Source organism: Corallococcus macrosporus DSM 14697 (assembly GCF_002305895.1).
Taxonomy (GTDB): Bacteria; Myxococcota; Myxococcia; order Myxococcales; family Myxococcaceae; genus Myxococcus; species Myxococcus macrosporus.
Genome location: NZ_CP022203.1, coordinates 8,092,960 through 8,112,060, shown reverse-complemented (window position 1 = coordinate 8,112,060; position 19,101 = coordinate 8,092,960). Strand labels below are relative to the sequence as shown.

Annotated in this window: 14 protein-coding genes and 2 pseudogenes; 7 read left to right on the top strand and 9 right to left on the bottom strand. The window is 70.6% G+C overall.

Annotation, left to right across the window (positions count from 1 at the left end):
• Window positions 1-45: 45 nt before the first annotated feature.
• The gene (locus MYMAC_RS32885) at window positions 46-1,431 is read left to right on the top strand and encodes a phosphatidylglycerol lysyltransferase domain-containing protein (protein WP_095960928.1); all 1,386 of its coding nucleotides are present in this window, start codon (window positions 46-48) and stop codon (window positions 1,429-1,431) included.
• A gap of 3 nt (window positions 1,432-1,434) precedes the next feature.
• On the opposite strand, the gene MYMAC_RS32880 is transcribed toward MYMAC_RS32885, so the two are convergent.
• Window positions 1,435-1,683, bottom strand: a complete 249-nt coding sequence (locus MYMAC_RS32880) for a hypothetical protein (protein WP_013937541.1) — start codon at window positions 1,681-1,683, stop codon at window positions 1,435-1,437.
• A gap of 207 nt (window positions 1,684-1,890) precedes the next feature.
• On the opposite strand from MYMAC_RS32880, the gene MYMAC_RS32875 reads away from it, so the two are divergent.
• The 3 genes from MYMAC_RS32875 to MYMAC_RS37430 are packed head-to-tail and all read left to right on the top strand — an operon-like array spanning window position 1,891 to window position 5,180.
• Window positions 1,891-3,204 carry a cytochrome-c peroxidase gene (locus MYMAC_RS32875; RefSeq protein WP_095960927.1) on the top strand — a complete coding sequence of 438 codons (1,314 nt, stop codon included), beginning with the start codon at window positions 1,891-1,893 and terminating at the stop codon, window positions 3,202-3,204.
• Window positions 3,205-3,215: 11 nt separating this feature from the next.
• Window positions 3,216-4,337: a metallophosphoesterase family protein gene (locus MYMAC_RS32870; RefSeq protein WP_095960926.1), complete on the top strand. Its 1,122-nt coding sequence runs from the start codon at window positions 3,216-3,218 to the stop codon at window positions 4,335-4,337.
• A 27-nt stretch (window positions 4,338-4,364) separates the two neighbouring features.
• Complete coding sequence (locus tag MYMAC_RS37430; RefSeq protein WP_275663087.1) at window positions 4,365-5,180, top strand: cytochrome C; 816 nt, start codon at window positions 4,365-4,367, stop codon at window positions 5,178-5,180.
• A 6-nt stretch (window positions 5,181-5,186) separates the two neighbouring features.
• Here the strand turns inward: MYMAC_RS37430 and MYMAC_RS32860 are convergent, their stop codons facing one another.
• The 4 genes from MYMAC_RS32860 to MYMAC_RS32845 form a co-directional block, all read right to left on the bottom strand.
• A complete protein-coding gene (locus MYMAC_RS32860) occupies window positions 5,187-6,242 on the bottom strand; it encodes an acyltransferase family protein (RefSeq protein ID WP_239989162.1) in 1,056 nt (351 codons plus the stop codon).
• Window positions 6,226-7,383, bottom strand: a complete 1,158-nt coding sequence (locus MYMAC_RS32855; RefSeq protein WP_095960924.1) for a bestrophin family protein — start codon at window positions 7,381-7,383, stop codon at window positions 6,226-6,228. The genes MYMAC_RS32860 and MYMAC_RS32855 overlap by 17 nt, the downstream gene beginning before the upstream one ends.
• A gap of 162 nt (window positions 7,384-7,545) precedes the next feature.
• Window positions 7,546-8,277, bottom strand: coding sequence for a 2OG-Fe dioxygenase family protein (locus MYMAC_RS32850; protein WP_095960923.1), 732 nt, complete (start codon window positions 8,275-8,277; stop codon window positions 7,546-7,548).
• Window positions 8,278-8,285: 8 nt separating this feature from the next.
• Window positions 8,286-10,037, bottom strand: coding sequence for a DUF6311 domain-containing protein (locus MYMAC_RS32845; protein ID WP_095960922.1), 1,752 nt, complete (start codon window positions 10,035-10,037; stop codon window positions 8,286-8,288).
• A 218-nt stretch (window positions 10,038-10,255) separates the two neighbouring features.
• Between MYMAC_RS32845 and MYMAC_RS32840 the strand changes: the two genes are divergently transcribed.
• Window positions 10,256-12,340 carry a prolyl oligopeptidase family serine peptidase gene (locus MYMAC_RS32840; protein ID WP_095960921.1) on the top strand — a complete coding sequence of 695 codons (2,085 nt, stop codon included), beginning with the start codon at window positions 10,256-10,258 and terminating at the stop codon, window positions 12,338-12,340.
• Between the two features lie 6 nt (window positions 12,341-12,346).
• On the opposite strand, the pseudogene MYMAC_RS38135 reads toward MYMAC_RS32840, so the two are convergent.
• From MYMAC_RS38135 to sitA5, 4 genes and pseudogenes are all read right to left on the bottom strand, one after another.
• Window positions 12,347-12,562 (bottom strand): annotated as a pseudogene (locus MYMAC_RS38135) (ISAzo13-like element transposase-related protein); the annotation flags it as partial.
• Between the two features lie 41 nt (window positions 12,563-12,603).
• Window positions 12,604-12,784: pseudogene (locus tag MYMAC_RS38820) on the bottom strand (ISAzo13 family transposase); the annotation flags it as partial.
• A 57-nt stretch (window positions 12,785-12,841) separates the two neighbouring features.
• Window positions 12,842-13,204, bottom strand: a complete 363-nt coding sequence (locus MYMAC_RS32830) for a DUF2019 domain-containing protein (protein ID WP_013937550.1) — start codon at window positions 13,202-13,204, stop codon at window positions 12,842-12,844.
• A complete protein-coding gene (gene sitA5 / locus MYMAC_RS32825) occupies window positions 13,201-14,484 on the bottom strand; it encodes a SitA5 family polymorphic toxin (protein WP_204817120.1) in 1,284 nt (427 codons plus the stop codon). The genes MYMAC_RS32830 and sitA5 overlap by 4 nt, the downstream gene beginning before the upstream one ends.
• A 614-nt stretch (window positions 14,485-15,098) precedes the next feature.
• On the opposite strand from sitA5, the gene MYMAC_RS32815 reads away from it, so the two are divergent.
• Both MYMAC_RS32815 and MYMAC_RS32810 read left to right on the top strand, forming a co-directional pair.
• Window positions 15,099-16,514: a 3' terminal RNA ribose 2'-O-methyltransferase Hen1 gene (locus MYMAC_RS32815; protein WP_275663085.1), complete on the top strand. Its 1,416-nt coding sequence runs from the start codon at window positions 15,099-15,101 to the stop codon at window positions 16,512-16,514.
• A complete protein-coding gene (locus MYMAC_RS32810; protein WP_095960920.1) occupies window positions 16,495-19,059 on the top strand; it encodes a polynucleotide kinase-phosphatase in 2,565 nt (854 codons plus the stop codon). Before MYMAC_RS32815 ends, MYMAC_RS32810 begins: the two co-directional genes overlap by 20 nt.
• Window positions 19,060-19,101 lie beyond the last annotated feature (42 nt).

Below are 19,101 nucleotides of genomic sequence, written 5' to 3'. Positions count from 1 at the left end.
TCCCGTTTGCGGACCCCGGGGGATGGCACATACCTTCTGTCGCGCGTGGAAGGACGTCTTCAAGAGCAGGCCCCGGCGGACCCGGCGCCGCGCGCGCAGGTGCTGGAGCTGCTGCGCCGGTATGGCTGGAATGCCACCTCGTTCCAGGTGCTTCAGCCCGGTTTTCGCTACTGGTTCGACCCGGCGGGCGACGCGTGCGTGGCCTACGTGGACACGGGCGGCGCGTGGGTGGCGGCCGGGGCGCCCATCGCCGCGCCGGAGCGCCTGGCGCAGGTGACGGAGGGCTTCCGCGTGGCCGCGAGGGCCGTGGGCCGGCGCGTGTGCTTCTTCGCCACCGAGCCGCGCTTCCTGGAGCGCGTGCCCATGCCGTCGCTGTCCATCGGCGAGCAGCCTGTCTGGGACCCGGTCCGCTGGAGTGACGTCGTGCGAAGCAGCCGCAGCCTGCGCGAACAGCTCCGCCGCGCCCGGGCGCGGGGCGTGACGGTGCGCGAGGTGCCCGGCTCGGAGCTGGGGGACCCGCGCCACCCCACGCGGCGGGCGGTGGAGCTGCTGAAGGCGCGCTGGCTGGCGTCCCGCCGCATGGCGCCCATGGGCTTCCTGGTCCAGCTCCGCCCCCACGCCTTCGCGAGCGAGCGGCACGCCTTCGTCGCGGAGGTGGACGGCGCGGTGGTGGGCTTCCTGTCGGTGTCCCCCGTGTACGCGCGCGAGGGCTGGTTCCTCCAGGACCTGCTGAGGGACCCGGAGGCGCCCAACGGCACCGCGGAGTCGCTGGTGGACGCGGCCATGCGCGCGGCGGCCAGCTCCGGGCGCCGCTACGTGACGTTGGGCCTGGCGCCGCTGGCGGGGCCGGTGCGGCCCTGGCTGCGGCTGGCGCGCGCGTGCGGCCGGCCGCTCTTCGACTTCGAGGGCCTGCGCACCTTCAAGGCGAAGTTCCGCCCCGACGCCTGGGTGCCCATCCACCTGTCCCACCCCTCGCCCCGCGGCGGGCTGGCGGCGGTGTACGACGCCCTGCGGGCCTTCGCGCAAGGCAGCCTGCTGCGCTTCGGCGTCGCCACGCTGCTGCGGCGTCCCCGCCTGCTGGTGCATACGCTCGCCGTGCTGCTCGTCCCGTGGACCGCGCTGCTGGCGCTGCCGTCCACGGCGCGCTGGTTCCCGTCCGTCCAGGTGCAGTGGGCGTGGGTGCTGTTCGACGTGGGCCTGACGGTGGGCCTCTTCTCGCTGGTGCGCCGCTGGCGGGACTCGCTGGCCACGGTGCTGGGCGGCCTGACGGCGGCGGACGCGTGTCTGACGTTCGTCCAGGCCGTCACCTACAACGTACCGCTCGCCAGCAGCACGCTGGACTGGGCCATCATCGCGGTGGCCGTGCTCGCGCCGGCGACCGCGTCCGCGCTGCTCTTCGTCTCCCGGGACCTGCGCCTGCCCGGACGCTAGCCTTCAGATGTACGCGCCGCTGTCGGTCGGCTCGTCCTCCGTGGGGACGGTGGCGCCATGGCCGGGGTGGAGGAACACCTCGCCCTGGTCCACCCGCGCCACCAGGTGGAAGCTCACCATGAAGTCGCGGCTGGGCGGCCAGCCCTGCTCCAGCTCGAAGTGCGTGTCACCGATATGCACCACCGTGCCGAGCCTCCGCCCGTGCTCGTCCCTCACGGCCATGCCCTCGCGCAGCTCACCCGGGTCCCACATGACGCCCTCCTTTGGCGAAAGATGCGCGCGGCCGGGATGTTCGGTAGCCCACGCACGGTGTCTGCCTTTGCTCCATTGATGGACAGTCTCGCGAACGCACCCTGGACCGCGGGTCGGGGACAATGATGTTTTCAGGAAAGAACTGACCCCGGCCGGGCGGCGCGACTTCCTCGCGGCGTGGAACGTGGCTGGTGGGGAGGGGAGACCATGCGCCCGCCGTGTGGCGTTGCACTGTCGCTCGCCGTCCTGCTGTTCGCCCAAGCCGGGCAGGCCCAGCCGGCCGAGCGGAGAGCGGTGTCCCTGCCGGACGACCTGCCGCCGGGCGTGTCCCAGGTCCTGTGGAAGCTCTCCGTCCCCGCCGACCTCGCGCCCACGCCGGAGCGGGTGCTGCTGGGGGAGAAGCTCTTCAACGACCAGCGCCTGTCGGTGGACAACACCGTGTCCTGCTCCACCTGCCATGACGCGCGCTTCGGCTTCACGGACGCGAAGCCGGTGTCGGAAGGCGTGAAGGGGCAGAAGGTGACGCGCAACAGCCCCACCCTCCTCAACGCGCTCTTCAATGCCTCCCAGTTCTGGGACGGCCGCGCGTCCACGCTGGAGGACCAGGCGAAGCTGCCCATCCTCAACCCGCGGGAGATGGGCATGCCCGACGAGGCGGCGGTGGTGGCCAAGGTGAAGGCCATCCCGGAGTACGTGCGGGACTTCCAGAACGTCTTTGGCCGCGAGGTGAACTTCGACGACCTGGCGGCCGCCATCGCCGCCTTCGAGCGCACCCTCTACTCCGGCGACGCGAAGTTCGACCGCTTCATCACCGGAGATTCCAGGGCCTTCACCGCCGCGGAGCGCCGGGGCTGGGCGCTGTTCAACGGCAAGGCCCGCTGCAACACCTGCCACGCGGGCAACGTGGTGTCGCCGCTGTTCAGCGACCAGAAGTTCCACAACATCGGCATCGCGGCGCACAAGCAGGACTTCGTGAAGCTGGCCCGCGAGGCCCTGAAGGTGGTCCGCACCGGCGACGCGCAGCAGATTGACGAGCTGGCGCTGGAGACGCGCTTCTCCGAGCTGGGCCGCTTCCTGGTGACGAAGCAGGAGAACGACGTGGGCGCCTTCAAGACGCCCACCCTGCGCAACATCGCCATCACCGGCCCGTACATGCACGACGGCACCCTGACGACGCTGTGGGACGTCATGGACCACTACAACAAGGGCGGCGTGCCCAACCCGTACCTGGACGGCGGCATGCAACGGCTGGGACTGACAGAGGCGGAGATCGACGACGTGGTGGCCTTCCTCTTCACCCTCACCGACGCGCGGTTCGCGAAGTACGCGGCGAAGGAGCAGGCCCGCCAGCGCCGCTTGAAGCACAAGCGCCCGGAGCGCGACACCGCGGTGGCCATGGGGAAGTCGGGGAACCTGGGAGACCTGGCCCCCAACCCGGACCTGTCGGTGAAGAACCCGGCGGACATCGGTGTGTACGGCACCGAGACGCTCGTGAAGCCCGCCTCGACGTCCAGGCCCTAGGAGACGCCGCCATGGGGAACAAGTTCCGCAGCATCGAGACGAAGCACCACGCCGAGCGCGACGCCTTCTTCGAGGACCTCAAGAAGCTGGACCGCCGCGCCTTCCTCCGCGTGGCCGGCATCTCCGCCGGCATCGCCGCGGGCCTGGGCCTGCGCACGCCGCACAGCTTCCAACTGGTCAACGTGGCGGAGGCGCAGGGGACGAAGCCGCGCTTCTCCTTCGCGTACATCTCCGACACGCACCTGTACGAGAAGAAGCTCAATGACCGCTTCGTGCGCGCCATCCTCAAGGCCGTGGATGACGTGAACGCGCTGGACCCGCAGCCGGACTTCGTCCTCTTCGGCGGGGACCTGGCGCAATTGGGCAAGCCGGGCGAGCTGAAGCTGGGCGCGGAGATTCTGAAGGCCGTGAAGGCGCCCATCCGGATGATGGTGGGCGAGCACGACTGGTTCCTCGACATGGGCGAGCTGTGGACGGACCTGTTCGGCCCGCCGAACTATTCGTTCGACCACAAGGGCGTCCACTTCGTGGTGCTCAACTCCATCCTGGAGAAGGACTTCTGGACGGAGCGCAAGCTCACGCCCGAGGAGCGGATGCAGATTGTCGCCGGCCTGGACAACGGCATCCAGTCCCGCTTCGAGGTCGGCGCGCCGCAGCGCGAGTGGCTGCGTCAGGACCTGGCGAAGGTGACCAACAAGGCGACGCCCATCATCGTCTTCAGCCACTCCCCGCTCTACAAGTACTACCGGCCCTGGAACTTCTGGACGGACGACGCGGACGAGGTGCAGGCCTTGTTCAAGCCGTTCCAGACAGTGACGGTGATTCACGGCCACACGCACCAGCTCCTCAGCAACCGCATTGGCAACATGAGCTTCCACGGCATGTTGTCCACCGCGTGGCCCTGGCCCTACGCGCCGGAGGGCCTGCCGAGGCTGACGGTGCAGATGAACCGCGCGGACCCCTTCAGCCAGTTCGACGGCTGCGGAGACGGGCGGATGGACGTGCTGGCGTCGGGGATGGTGGACAAGCTGTACAACCTCTGGGAGCGCAACCCCATCTCCGTGCGCGCGAGCTACCTCGCGTCGGGTGGGAAGCAGGACGTGCCACCCCGGACCAGGCTGCCGAGCTACTAAGCGCGAGGGGACACCATGACCTTCCGAATGAAGCTGCTTGTGGGAACGGGCGCCCTGCTGTCGTTCGTGGGAGGCGCGGCGCTGGCCACCGGCCCCGCGACGCCGCCGAACGCGGCCGCCGCCCAGCCGCCCGAGGTGAAGAAGCACGAGCTGCCGGTGTCGAAGGACGGCAACCTCGTGGTGGGGCTGTGTGACGGCGAGACGTCCATGGAGGTGAAGGGCGTCAAGGCCGGCCAGTCGCTGACGCGCGCGCAGGCCCAGCACGTGTCGGGCGCGCTGATGGAGGAGTGGCTGCGGAAGAACCCCGACGCCCACTGGGATGCAGTGCCCCTGGTGGCGCAGGCGCCCGCGCCGGGCGCCACCACGCCGCGCACCCAGCAGCCGCGCCCGCCCGCGCCCGCGTCCAGCCAGACGGTGCGCCCGGGCGGCGTGACGCCGGAGAGCGGCGGCGCGGAGGTGAAGAAGGAGCTGTCCGCGCCCATCCAGGACGGCCACACCTACGGCGCGTTCTCCGACCGGGACGAGGCCATCTGGGCCGCCTCCACGCAGCAGTTCGTGGATGAAGGCCACCGCGTCTTCCACGACGCGGCGGCCATTGGCGGCACGGTGGGCATCTCCTGTGACATGTGCCACCCGGACGCGTCCAACACGCACCCGGAGACGTATCCGAAGTACCAGGTGCAGCTTGGCCGCGTGGCGCTGCTGCGCGACATGATCAACTGGTGCATCGAGAACCCGGTGCGCGGCAGGCCGCTGGCGGACGGCGACCCGCGGATGCGCGCCATGGAGGCGTACATCTACGCCAAGCGCAAGGGCGTGAAGCTGGAGTACGGGAAGAAGTAGGCGCGCTCAGCGGCCCAGGCCCGGCACGGCGTCACGCGTCCGCTGGAAGAGCCGTCGCGGCTCCCACAGCGGGCGTGTGGCCTGCACCACGGAGGGCTGGCCCAGCAGCACCGCGAGCAGCGCCCCCGCCCCCAGCGCGAGCCCGACGCCTGCCGGGCCCTGGAGGAACATGTACGCGCCCGCGTGCTCGGCGGCGCGCACGATGAAGCCGTGCAGCAGGAAGGGCGCCAGGCTCCGGCCTCCAAACCGCGTCAGCGCGCTCTCCCTCCGTGGGCTGAGCGTGAAGAGCGCCCAGGTCGCCGCCATCGCGCCGATGAAGAGCGACAGGCGTGCCGCCATGCCGGTGAGCGCGGTGACGCCAAGCACGGCGTAGCCACTGCTCCCATACAGCCACTGCGTGCCCGGCGCGGGCAGCGCGCCCACGGCCACCGCCGCGACACATGCTCCCAGGCCCACGGCCAGCGTCGCCGCGAGCGCCACGCGCCACCCCCGCGTGGCCTGCGGCGCCAGCAGCCACTCCCGGCGCGTCAGGTAACCCGCGACGAAGCAGGGCAGGAACACGAAGGTCCGCGACAGCCCGAGCAGATATCCCACCCAGGGCAGCAGGCCCGCGGCGAGCGAGAGCCCCACGGCCCACATCAGCGGCCGGGGCAGCCGGAGGAGCAGCGGCAGCGCGAGCCGCCAGCACCCCAGGCTCAGCAGGAACCACAGCAGCCAGTACGGCTGCGCCAGCCAGTGCGCGCTCCACCCGCGGCCGAGCACCCACGCGTCGAAGGTGACGTACAGCACCTGGAACACGGCCAGCGGCGCGAGCTGCCCCCAGGCGATGGCGCCCAATGCCCGGGGCCCTGCCTCCGCGCGGGACAGGTGCCCGGAGAGGAACGCGAAGGCGGGGATGTGGAAGAGGTACAGGCCCGAATAGAGCGCCTTCGCCAGCGGCTCACGGCCGAGCAGGGGCTCCATCGCATGCCCCATCACCACCAGGAGGATGAGGATGCCTCGCACGTTCTCGAACAGCGGGATGCGGCCGGCGGTCGTCACGACCTTAATAGAGAAGCCCATTCCGCGGCTGAACGGGAGGGGGGAGCTCCGTTTCTCCCAGCATCTGCCGCAGGTTGATTTCAATGGTCCGGCAGAGCGCCGTCATGGGCGTGTCGCTGACGTCGTCCTCGAAGGGCTCCTCGATGTCCCGGCCCACGGCGTCCAGCCCGATGAAGAGGAACGCGATGACGGCGGTGACGATGGGGGTGAGCCAGCCCAGCTCCGTCACCACACCCAGGGGGAGCAGCACCAGGTAGGCCCGTGTCATGGCCAGCAGCAGGATGTCGTACTGGCGGGGCAGGGGCGTGTTCTTGATGCGCTCGCATGCGCCCAGCACGTTCGTCAGCTCGGACAGCGTGCGGTCCATCGTCACGTGCAGGAACAGCACCTGCTGCGTGTTGGACACCTGGCCGTAGATGCGGCGCAGGCGCGTGCCCATCCACAGCAGCAGCGCGGAGGGCACGTTCTGCTCCTCGCGCAGCGCCTCGATGACGGCGGGCCGGAAGAAGGGGACGATTTCCGGCAGCGGGTCCTGCCGCCGCAGGTGGCAGCGCATGGCGTTCACGAAGCCAATCTGCGCGTACACCAGCTCGCGTGCGTCCTCGGTGATGTCGGTCACCAGGCCGCCGGTGACGCCGCGGGCCTCGCCCTCCGCCTGGGGGGCGGTGTGCATGCTGGCGAGCTTCTCCCGGGGACTGCCCTGCTCCGGGTGCACGCGCGCCTGGCCGAACTGGTCGCGGACCGCGCCGTCGCTCGCCCGCGTCCCCGACACCGTCAGCAGCGGCTTGGAGCGCTCCGCCGCCGTGCGCAGCAGGGGCGATGACGGCGGCGCCAGCTCCTGCAGGCTGTCAGCCGCCCCGCGCTCGGGACGCGGCAGCAGCGTCAACACCTGCCGCGCGAAGGTGCGCGACCAGTTCACCACGCCACCCCAGAGCGACCGCGCTTCCCACCAGCGGTCGTACGCGGAGCCATTGCGGAAGGCGAGCAGCACGCCCAGCGCCGCCGCGAGCACCGACACGGGCATGGCGGGGACGGACAGCCACTCGGCGTCGAACACGCGGTAGCCCACGATGACCGTCAACGCGAAGAGGACGTGGATCGCCACGCCCCTGCCGACGTAGCGCAGGATGATGTGCCAGGACAGCCTCCGGCCGACAATCATGTGAGGGATGCTCCAAGGTGGATGAGGTTGCCTCGCGCGATGCGTCTAATGACGCGCTCGCGGACTGGCAACGCAGGCCCCCCGCCGGAGTTCGCGCGTGTGTCAGGCAGGCGCGCGGACGGACGCGGGAGTGTCCTGGAGCGAGCACAACCCCGCCGGGCGCTACGCGGGGCCCTGGAATCCCCCTGCACGGAACGTGAGCACCAGGGTGTCCCGGTGCCCCGGGCCTTCCAGCGGTTGGATGGGCGTGCTCTCGTGAATCACGCGGGCGTCATCCAGCAGCAGCGCGGACCAGGGCTCCGTCAGCGTGAAGCGCAGGCCGTTGGGGCCCTGGGCCTCGAAGACGCGCGTCTCACCGCCCTTGATGCCCTCGCGGCCCACGAGCAGCACCGCCACGAAGTCCACGCCGTCCCGGTGCGCGCCCTCCGGTGTCGGCCGGCCGATTCCGTCGGTGGTGTCGATGCGGAACTGGTGGGCCTCCACGTACCAGGGGCGCTCGCCCTTGAGCTGGGAGCAGCACGCGGCGAGGCCCCGAATCAGCCCCGCCCACACCGGCTGCGACACGATGTCCGGCTGCACGGGCTCGAACCAGCGCTCCAGGCCGCCGTGCAGCGCGTTGTACTCCACCGGCTGCCAGTGCGCGCGGTGGGGCACCTGCGTCACCGAGGCGCCATCCACGACGAAGCAGGCGTGCCGCCGCGAGCGGTAGCGCCCACCATCCCGGAGGAAGCCATCCTGGGGCAGGTCGTTCCAGGACGCCCGCAGGCCCTCTAGCGCTGGGGACTCAATCCCCGCGAGCTCGCAGAGGCCTTCACGCGTGAGCACGGCGTAGCCCCGCGCGCCCAGGGCCGAGGGGACTTCGGAAGCGGGGATGACGGGAGGCTGGAAGCTCATGGGGGGGCTCAGGGAGGGGTGTCCGCCGAGGCGGGCGGCTCCGGGGTGAACGCCGCCGGCGGCGCGCGCCGCAGGGCCTCGCGCAAGCCGGTGTCCCGGGCGGGAACGCACACGGTGTAGCCGTCCAGCACGCCGCAGGTGACGCGGTCGCCCAGGCGCTGGAAGAGGGGCAGCTTCGCGGTGTCGACCACGTAGAGGGTGTCCTCCGCCAGGCGCCCGTGCTCCACGTCGTCCAGGAGCGCGGCGCAGACCTCCGCGACGCGCGGCTCGTCGAGCCGGGCGGAGTAGCCGCTGTTGGTCGTCAGGCCCTTGCGGTAGGCGAGGTCGCCGAAGCGCACGTAGGTCCCTTCCGGGAAGGTGTTCTCCACGCACGGCCTCTGCGAGCCGTGGATGACGGGGGGCACCAGGGTGACGAAGCGGTAGCTGGCGTCCACCTGCTCCCATTCGGGGGCCTTCAGCCGCGGCCAGGGCGCGCCGACGAAGCGCGCCCGGGCCCACACGTCCGGAGAGTCCGCGAGCTGGAGCAGCACCGCGCCCAGCAGCAGGGCGGTGGCCACGCGGGGCCGCTGGCGCCAGCGCCACAGCACGAGCGCGAGCACGCCCGTCAGCAGCAGGTAATAGAAGGGCCAGATGAAGCGGCCGGACGCGCGGAAGGCCCCGAGCATCGGCATGACGGGCTCCATCAGCTTGCGCATCGTCAGCACCGTGCGGCCCGCCGCCGTCATCGTCGACGAGAAGCCGAGCACCGCCAGCGCGAACGCCACCAGGAGCAGCGGCAGCACGGGCTTCACCTGGCGCCAGTCGCGCGGCCTGCCACCCGTCAGCCACCCCAGCACGCCCGCGACGCCGAGCACGAGCGCGCCCGTGCCCAGGTAGCCGAAGCCCTCATACTGGCCAGGGGTGATGGGCAGCGCGGGCAGCCAGCGGGACCAGCCCAGCGGGTTGATGAAGGTGAGCAGGTCCGCGCTGTAGAAGCCGAAGCCGCTCGCGCCCGTGCTCACGCCCTGGCCGATGTAGCCGAAGGCGAGGAAGGGGATGGCCACCGTCAGGCCCAGGCCCGCGAACGCGCCGGCCGTCGCGCCCTTGGACAGGTGCCCTTCCCGGTGCACCTGGACGAGCAGGGCCACGCCGAGCGCGAACACCATCACCGTCAGGTACGGATGCGTCCCCGCGGCGAGCAGGTTGACGAGCAGCGTCCACCGCAGCGCGCGCCACGCGGCCCGGGCGTCGTCCCGCGGGCGCAGGTTCAGCCACAGCATCGCGGTCAGCAGCCAGTGCGCGCAGAGCGTGTCGTGCCCGGAGCGGTAGAGGAGGATGGGCGCCGACACGAACAGCGCCGCGCCCAGCAGCCGCTGCGGGGGACTGCGCGTGAAGAGGCCCAGCAGCTTCACGGCCATCCAGCCCTGGAGCGCCAGGCACGAGGCCAGCCACGGGCCGACGAACTGGAAGTCCCGTGGCAGCCAGCCAGCGAAGGGCTTGAGCAGGAGCGACACCCAGGGGTTCGCGTCCGAGAAGCCCACCGTCATGACGTGCGGGTGCATCAAGCTGGGGGGGCGGCCCAGCGGGAAGCCCCACGGCGCGTCACGGAAGTGCAGCCACCCGAGCACGTGCTGCGCCGGGTCTCCCACGCCCATCCAGTCCAGATGGGTGGGGTCGAGCGTCGGACCGCCGCCCGCCGCGAGGAACCACAGCACACCGAGCGCGGCGCCCACCCACGGCCACAGCCGCTCCCCCTTGTCGCTGGGTCCTGTCGTCTCCACCTGCTTCCACTCCTGACGTCATCGCGCACGGAGCCGGCCGCTCCGGGGGGACGTACGTGGCGGGAGCCATACTCCCTCGCGGGCCATCACCGCCAGCCCCGATGCGACGCACCCATGACGGGCGCTCGCGGGGCGCTCCTGGCACAGACGCCAGGGTCGGGGAATGGGAGGGGGCTCGGCCTGTTGGTGGGCCACCTCGGGCACCAGGAGATGAGGACATGAGAAGGGCGTACGTGGCGTCGTTGCTGACCGGGCTGCTCACCACCTCCGTGGCGATGGCCGAGGACACACAGGACCCCTTCCTGTGGCTGGAGGAGGTCCACGGGGAGAAGGCGCTCGAGTGGGTGCGTGCCCAGAACGCGCGCACGCTCGCGGTGCTGGAGAAGGACCCGCGCTTCGAGACCTTCCACGCGCAGGCGCTGGAGCTGCTCACCTCCACCGACCGCATCCCCAGCCCCCGCTTCCGGGCCGGCGGGGTGGACAACTTCTGGCAGGACCGGGGCAACCCCCGGGGCCTCTGGCGGCACGCCTCGCTGGAGGGCTACGTGGGCGCCCAGACGCCGTGGCAGACGGTGCTGGACGTGGACGCGCTGGCGAAGGCGGAGAAGGCCAACTGGGTCTGGAAGGGCCGCAACTGCCTGCCGCCCGCGGACCAGCGCTGCCTCATCTCCCTGTCGAACGGCGGCAAGGACGCCGTCGAGCTGCGCGAGTTCGACGCCACCGCCAAGGCCTTCGTGGAGGGCGGCTTCCAGGTGCCCGAGGGCAAGCTGTCCGCGTCGTGGCTGGACGCGGACACGCTGCTGGTGGGGCGTGACTGGGGCGGGGGCACCCTCACGGAGTCGGGCTACCCCTTCGTGCTCAAGCGGTGGAAGCGTGGCACGCCGCTGTCGGAGGCGCAGGAGGTGTTCCGGGGCGAGCGCACCGACGTCTCCGCGTCTGCCTTCCCGCTGCGGGACTCGGAGGGCGCGCTCCGGGGCGTGGTGGTCAACCGCGCGGTGACCTTCTTCGAATCGGAGCACTACCTGCTGGGCGACGCGGCGCCCGTCCGGCTCCCGCTGCCCCGGAAGTCCTCGCTCCAGGCCTTCGTGGAGGGGCAGGTCGTCTTCACGATCGAGGAGGACTGGGGCGGCTTCAAGCAGGGCGCGCTGCTGGCGTACCCGCTGGACGCGCTGAAGGCGGACCCGGCGAAGGCGAAGCCCACGCTGCTGTTCCAGCCGGGGGCGCGTCAGGCCATCGAAGCCGTGGCGGCGACGCGGAGCCGGGTGCTGGTGAGCCTCTATGAGGACGTGAAGGGCGCGCTGGACGTCTACACGCCGGCGAAGGGGCGCTGGCGCCGCAAGCGCCTGGCCCTGCCGAAGAACGCCTCGGTCGCCATCGCCGCGACGTCGTCCTCGCATGAGCGCTTCTTCGTGAAGTCCCAGGGCTTCCTCGAGCCGACGGCGCTGTGGCTGGCGGACGCGAAGGCGGGCACGGTGAAGAAGGTGAAGTCGCTGCCCGCGCGCTTCGATGCCTCGAAGCTCCGGGTGGACCAGTACTGGACGAAGTCGAAGGACGGCACCCGGATTCCCTATTTCCTGGTGCGGCCCAAGGCGCGGAAGCTCGACGGGACGATTCCGACGCTGGTGTATGGCTATGGCGGCTTCCAGGTGTCCAAGCCGCCCGTCTACCTGCCGGAGGAGGGCAGGCTGTGGATGGCGCGCGGCGGGGCCTACGTCGTCGCCAACATCCGGGGCGGCGGCGAGTTCGGTCCGCGCTGGCACCAGGCGGCCCTGCGCGAGCACCGTCAGCGCGCGTTCGACGACTTCGCGGCGGTGATGGAGGACCTGGTGAAGAGGAAGGTCAGCGCCCCGCGCCGCATGGGCATCTATGGCCGCTCCAACGGCGGCGTCCTCACCAGCGTGGCGATGACGCAGCGCCCGGACCTGTTCAACGCGGCCGTCATCGAGAGCCCGCTCATCGACATGATGCGCTACCACAAGCTGCCGGCGGGCGCGTCGTGGGTGGGCGAGTACGGCAACCCGGAGGTGCCCGGGGACGCGGCGTTCATCTCGAAGTACTCCGCCTACCAGAACCTGCGCGAGGGCGTGCGCTACCCCGCGCCATACATCACCACCAACACCAAGGATGACCGCGTCCACCCGGGCCACGCGCGGAAGTTCGCGGCGCGCCTGGCGGCCATGGGGCTGCCGTACCTCTATTACGAGAACACGGACGGCGGGCACTCCAACGACTCGGACCCGCTGCTCAACGCGCGCCGGTGGGCGCTGCACCACGTCTACTTGTCGCGGCAGTTGATGGACTGAGTCCTCCAGTGGGCGGCCTCTCCAGTTCATGCGGATGTGGCTGGGGAGGCGATGCTCCACCTTGTGCCATTTGCTCGTACCGGGCAGGAAGTGGCAGACGCTGATGCGAAGCCCCATCGCGTCCGTCAGTTGCTGCGACTCGGCCTTCCAGACTCGGCTTCTCGCGTTGACGGCGAAGACGGGCGTGTCGTGGTCCACCCCCACCGACACCCAGGTGCTGTTGTCTCCGATTGTAGCCGTGCTTCTCCAACTCCGCGGCCAGCCTCGTCGTGCCCCGCGCGCACCGTCGTGCGCGCCAGGCCCGCCGCACGAGCGACCGCTGTGACGCCGCCTCGTCCCAGCGCGAGCGCCTCGGCGCCTCCCCAGCGGCGGGGCACCCGCTCATCCATGACGACGTCCCGGAGTGCCCTGGTCGCGCTCCGCCACCGCCTTTTCAGCGTCCATCCCCGGCTGACATGTCTGATTACCCGCCCATTCCCCTATTCGGCCAACCCATATCGCTCACGGGAACGTGAGCGTGCCCTCGCGCCACGCCTTGAGCGCGTACTCCGCTCGTGTCCGGATACGCCCTGGGTGGGCAGCAAACTCCAACAGAACAGGTTCTCCCTGAACTGGAGCGAACTCAAGCGCGTGTGCAGCAGCACAGGAGCGGACATTCTCGTCCTCGCTCTTCAACAGCGGGAGGAGATGGGGGGCCGCCGCTCGACTCCGGAGTTCACGGTAGGCGCTTGCAATCCTGTCGTGGGCCCGGTTGGCAGCACGATGATTCGCAGCGGCCAGCGCCTGTCCGTAGGCTACCGCCGCCTGCTCGTACTCTTGGACGAGTTCATCGATGCTCGCCCCCTGGATGTTGCGCATGCTCATGGAGCGACTCCGTAGTCCCGAAGGAGCTTCAAGCCGAACTCGCGTTGGGCCTGGAAGGACTGACCACTCAGCCACTGCCGCACGGTTTGTCCACCTGAGAAAAGAGGATCTTTCGACGAGTAATACGCGCTGATTTGCCGATGAATCCTTTCGTCGAGGGCAATCACGTTCTCGGTGTTGTGAAGGGAATGAGTTCCAAACCTCTTCACGTTGCCCTTGGTCTGCTCGACGATGTGGTGCCACTGTCTCCCCGGGCCGGCTGCCCCCAAAGCACTCTTGAGGCCGCCGAACGAGCCCCAGGACCTGAAGCCGGCAGGACTGACTCCCGCTGCACCTCTCACGCCTCGGGCCGTCATGGCGACCGCCGTGGCGGGGAGGGAGACGATGACGGTGCTCCCTTCAACGGCTACCCCACGCACCTGCCCCACGTTCGCAAGGCTGACGCCCACCCGTGAGGCCCCGACTGCCGCTGCCTCCATGTAGCTGGGCAGCATCGCCAGCCGCGAGGCCAGCCACGCGGCGCCTCCGGTCATGCCCTGACTCACTACCACGGTGACCGCGAGGATGAAGACGCGCGCCACCTCCGGCCCCACCCGGTTCGCGAAGCGATGACCCGCCTGCTCCAATTCAATCCACGTCGTGGCCCGGCCGGTGGCCCGCTTCAATTCCCGGCTCGCGTCCACCACCTCCAGGAACGTTTCCACTCCCAGGTAGATGAGCAGGACCGCCGAGACGATGGCCGCCGCCTTGGTGAACACCGGCTCGGGATTCGCCGCCAGGACGGCCCAGGTGACGAGCCCCGTGGCGATGACGGTGTAGTAGAGCTGGGGCGCCAGGGTCTTCTCCACCGCCCGGGCGATGCTCTCCTTGAGGGGCTCCAGCGACAGCCCCAGGGCGACCCCCAGTTTGTCCCACTCGCTCAGGCCAGGCCCGATGTCGAGCAGGGAGAGGCAGTTGTCCCCGCGCAGGCCCGGCTGGCAGAGGCCGCTGAAGCTCTTGCGCATCAGGCGCTTCCATCGGGTATCCGCACTGCGACCCGGGTGTGAGGCGCGCACCAGCAAACCTTCCTGAGGAGCACGGAGCGACAGGGGCACCTCCAACACCAGCCGTGCGAGCGCCCCCTCGAATGCGTCTGCGTCCACCTTCACGGACTTGTTCGTGGAGGACGGCCTGTACTCCAGGGGAGCGCCCTGCCCCGTGTCGAGGCGGATGACACGCGGCGTGGCGCACGCATTGACCAGGACGAGGAGCAGGAGCGTGATGCCCAGACGAGTTGCCATGAGACGCTTTCCCGAGCGGCGAGGGCTCCAGTCTACGGGAAGGTCGCCCTATCAGGACACTTCCGGACCTTCTTCAGGCTGGGGGGGCTGCTCGAACTGGCGACGGGGAACAATCTGCTCTTCTGCCCGGATGTCCTCCTCCCCGAAGTCACGGGCTCACTGTCGGTGAAGCGGCGTCGGCGAGTCCTTCAGGCAATCAAGCGGGTCACGCTTGTGGGGGCTCCGCCATGGTGGAGGACGCGATTGGGCGTGCCGTGACGCTGACGAAGGCGGACGTGGACGGTCGCCGGTGCGCGTGTCCAGCGTCAGCAGCGTGCCCCCTGCTGACACGCGTGGTGTTCGAGCCCGAGCATCAGCGCGCCAGCGCTTCTCCCGCCAGCTTCGAGGGTGGCGCGGCTGACCTGGCCGCGCCGGGCGAGCTCATCCAAGGACCCGCGCCGGCCCGATGTCGTACCAGGGCCCGCGTGGCTTCGCGGGCCGTGAAGCCGCTTGGAGGCACCCGGCTGGGCGGCCCCCTGCTGTCAGGCTCGCCCGGCTGCCCAGGTCTTCACCGCGCTACTGTTCCGCGCCATGGGGAATCACCCTGACGCCGTGGAACCGAAGCTGGGAAGGCCATGCTGCTGACGCTCTCGACGACGCATCATCCCGCGACCGACCTCGGGTACCTGCTCCACAAGAACCCGCACCGTCCGCAATCCTTCGAGCTGTCCTTCGGACACGCCCACGTCTTCTATCCAGAGGCGACGGAGGCGCGCACCACGGCGGCGCTGCTGCTGGACGTCGACCCCGTCGGGCTCGTGAGGGGCCGCCGCGGGCCCTCGGGAGAGGGTGGAATGCTGGAGCAGTACGTGAATGACCGGCCCTATGTGGCCTCGTCATTCCTGAGCGTCGCGCTGGCGCGCACCTTCCGCAACGCGATGTCCGGCAGCAGCAAGGAGCGACCGGAGCTGGCCGGGCAGCCGATTCCGCTCGTGGCCCGCCTCTCCGTGCTGCCCTGCCGCGGCGGCGAGCCCTTCCTGCGCAAGCTCTTCGAGCCGCTGGGCTACACCGTCACCGCCACCCGGCACGCGCTGGACGCCGCGGTGCCGGACTGGGGCCCCAGCCGCTACTACACCGTCACGCTGGAGGCCCACACGCGCCTGAGTGACCTGCTCACGCACCTCTACGTGCTCATCCCCGTGCTGGACGACGACAAGCACTACTGGGTGGGCGACGAGGAGGTGGAGAAGCTCCTGCGGCACGGCGAAGGCTGGCTGGCGGCGCACCCGGAGCGGGACATCATCACCCGGCGCTACCTGCGCCACCGCAAGAGCCTGGCGCGCGAGGCGCTGGAGCGGCTCTCTGGTGACGAGGTCCCCGAACCGGAAGAGGGCGCCCAGGCGCGCAACCAGGAGGAGGCGGCGCTCGAATCACGGCTGAGCCTCAACGAGCAGCGGCTCCAGGCGGTGGTCGCCGTCCTCAAGGAGAGCGGCGCCACGCGCGTGGTGGACCTGGGCTGCGGCGAGGGCAAGCTGCTCCGGGCCCTGCTCAAGGAGCGGCAGTTCACCGACATCCTCGGCATGGACGTGTCCTTCCGCTCGCTGGAGGTCGCCTCGGAGCGGCTGCACCTGGACACGATGCCGGAGCTTCAGCGCCGCCGCATCCGCCTGCTGCACGGCTCCCTCATGTACCGGGACGCGCGGCTGGCGGGGTACGAGGCCGCCTCCGTCATCGAGGTCATCGAGCACCTGGACCCGCCGCGGCTCGCGGCCTTCGAGCGCGTCCTCTTCGAGTCCGCCCGGCCCAACGTGGTGGCGCTCACCACGCCCAACGCCGAATACAACGTGCGCTTCGAGTCGCTCCCCGCGGGCACCTTCCGCCACCGCGACCACCGCTTCGAGTGGACCCGGGCCGAGTTCGAGGCCTGGGCCCGAGCATCTGCGAGCGGTTTGGCTACAGCGTTCGTTTCCTCCCCGTGGGTCCCCTGGACCCGGACGTCGGTGCGCCGACGCAGATGGCGGTGTTCGCGCGATGAAGCTCACGGTTCCTGAACTCTCCCTGGTGGTGCTCATCGGTCCCTCCGGCGCGGGCAAGTCCACCTTCGCGCGCCGGCACTTCAAGCCGACGGAGGTGCTGTCGTCGGACGCCTGCCGGGGCATCGTCTCCGATGACGAGAACAGCATGGAGGCGACGAAGGACGCCTTCGAGACGCTGCGCTTCGTCGCGGCGAAGCGGCTCGCCCGGGGCCTGCTCACCGTCATTGACGCGACCAGCGTGCAGCCGGAGGCGCGCAAGCCCCTGGTGGAGCTGGCGCGCGAGTACCACGTGCTGCCGGTGGCGGTGGTGCTCGACGTCCCCGAGCGGACCTGCCACGAGCGCAACCGCCAGCGGCCCGGGCGCGACTTCGGCACGCACGTGGTGCGCAACCAGCTCCAGCAACTGCACCGCTCGCTGCGGGGCCTGGAGCGCGAGGGGTTCCGCCATGTCCACGTGCTGAAGCCGGAGGTGCTGGACGCGGTCGAGTTCGTGCGTCAGCCGCTGTGGAACAACCGCAAGCACGAGCACGGGCCCTTCGACATCATCGGCGACGTCCACGGCTGCCGGGAGGAGCTGGAGGCGCTGCTGGACAAGCTGGGCTACGAGGTGCGCCCGCGCGCGGACGGCACGCCAGGGTTCGACGTGCGCCCGCCCGAGGGCCGCAAGGCCATCTTCGTGGGCGACCTGGTGGACCGGGGGCCGGACACGCCCGGGGTGCTCCGGCTGGTGATGGGCATGGTGGCGGCGGGCAGCGCGCTGTGCGTCCCGGGGAATCACGAAGTGAAGCTGATGCGCAAGCTGCGCGGGAAGAACGTGAACGTGTCGCACGGGCTGGCTCAGTCGCTGGAGCAGCTCGAGCGCGAGCCACCCGAGTTCCACAAGGCGGTGACGGACTTCATCGACGGGCTCGTCTCGCACTACGTCCTGGATGACGGGCGGCTGGTGGTGGCGCACGCCGGCATGAAGGCGTCCATGCAGGGGCGGGGCTCTGGCCGGGTGCGCGAGTTCGCCCTCTACGGCGAGACGACGGGCGAGACGGACGAGTTCGGGCTGCCCGTGCGCTTCAACTGGGCGGCGGAGTACCGGGGCAAGGCGGCGGTGGTGTACGGCCACACGCCGGTGCTGGAGGCGGACTGGCTCAACAACACGCTCTGCGTGGACACGGGCTGCGTGTACGGCGGCAAGCTGACGGCGCTGCGCTACCCGGAGCGTGAGCTCGTCTCGGTGCCCGCGGCGCGGGCCTACGCGGAGTCCATCCGGCCGCTGGGCGGTGCGGTCGCGCCAGGGGATGGGCTCAGCGCGCAGCAGGTCCACGACGACCTGCTGGACATCGAGGACGTGCTGGGCAAGCGCGTGGTGACGACGCGGCTGAGCCAGAACGTGACGGTGCGCGGGGAGAACGCCACGGCGGCGCTGGAGGCGATGAGCCGGTTCGCCATCGACCCGAAGTGGCTCATCTACCTGCCTCCGACGATGTCTCCTTCGGAGACGAGCCCGTCGCCGGGCTACCTCGAACATCCGGCGGAGGCGCTCGCCTACTACCGCAAGGAGGGCGTGACGAAGGTCGTGTGCGAGGAGAAGCACATGGGGTCGCGCGCGGTGGTGGTCATCGCCCGCGACGAGGCCGCGGCGCTCCGGCGCTTCGGCGTCACGACGGGTGAGTTGGGTGTCTGCTACACGCGCACGGGCCGCCGCTTCTTCTCGGACGAAGGGCTCGAGGCGGCGTTCCTCGGGAAGGTGCGCGCGGCGCTCACCGCGTCGGGCTTCTGGGAGGCGCACCAGACGGACTGGGCCTGCCTGGACGGGGAGCTGATGCCCTGGTCCTTCAAGGCCCAGGAGCTGCTGCGAGACCAATACGCCTCGGTGGGCGCGGCTTCACGCGCGGCGCTGGGAGACGTGGTGTCCGTGCTCGGGCAGGCGGTGGCGCGCGGGGTGGAGGTGGGCGAGCTGGCGGCCCGGTTCGGCGAGAAGGCGCGGAGCGTGGAGCGGTACGTGGAGGCCTACCGGCGCTACTGCTGGCCGGTGCACTCGTTGGAGGACGTGCGGTTCGCGCCGTTCCATCTGCTGGCGACGGAGGGCGCGGCCCACGTGGACAAGGACCACGTGTGGCACATGGAGGCGCTCGCCCGGGTGTGTCGGGCGGACCCCGCGCTGCTGGTGGCCACGCCCTTCCGCGTGGTGGACCTGGAGGATGACGCCGCGGTGGCGGAGGGCGTGCGGTGGTGGGAGGCGCTCACGGCGCGAGGCGGGGAGGGCATGGTGGTGAAGCCGCTCGACTTCGCGGTGCGGGGGCGCAAGGGGCTGCTCCAGCCGGCCATCAAGTCGCGCGGGCCGGAGTACCTGCGCATCATCTACGGACCGGAGTACACCGCGCCCGAGCACCTGGAGCGGCTGCGCCGGCGAGGCCTGTCCACGAAGCGCTCGCTGGCGCTGCGGGAGTTCGCGCTCGGCGTCGAAGGCCTGGAGCGCTTCGCGAGGGGCGAGCCCCTGCGCCGCGTGCACGAGTGTGTCTTCGGCGTCCTGGCCCTGGAGAGCGAGCCCGTGGACCCACGGCTATAGTCCGCGCGAGACGCGGCTCCCAGCCGCTGGAACGGAGGCGTG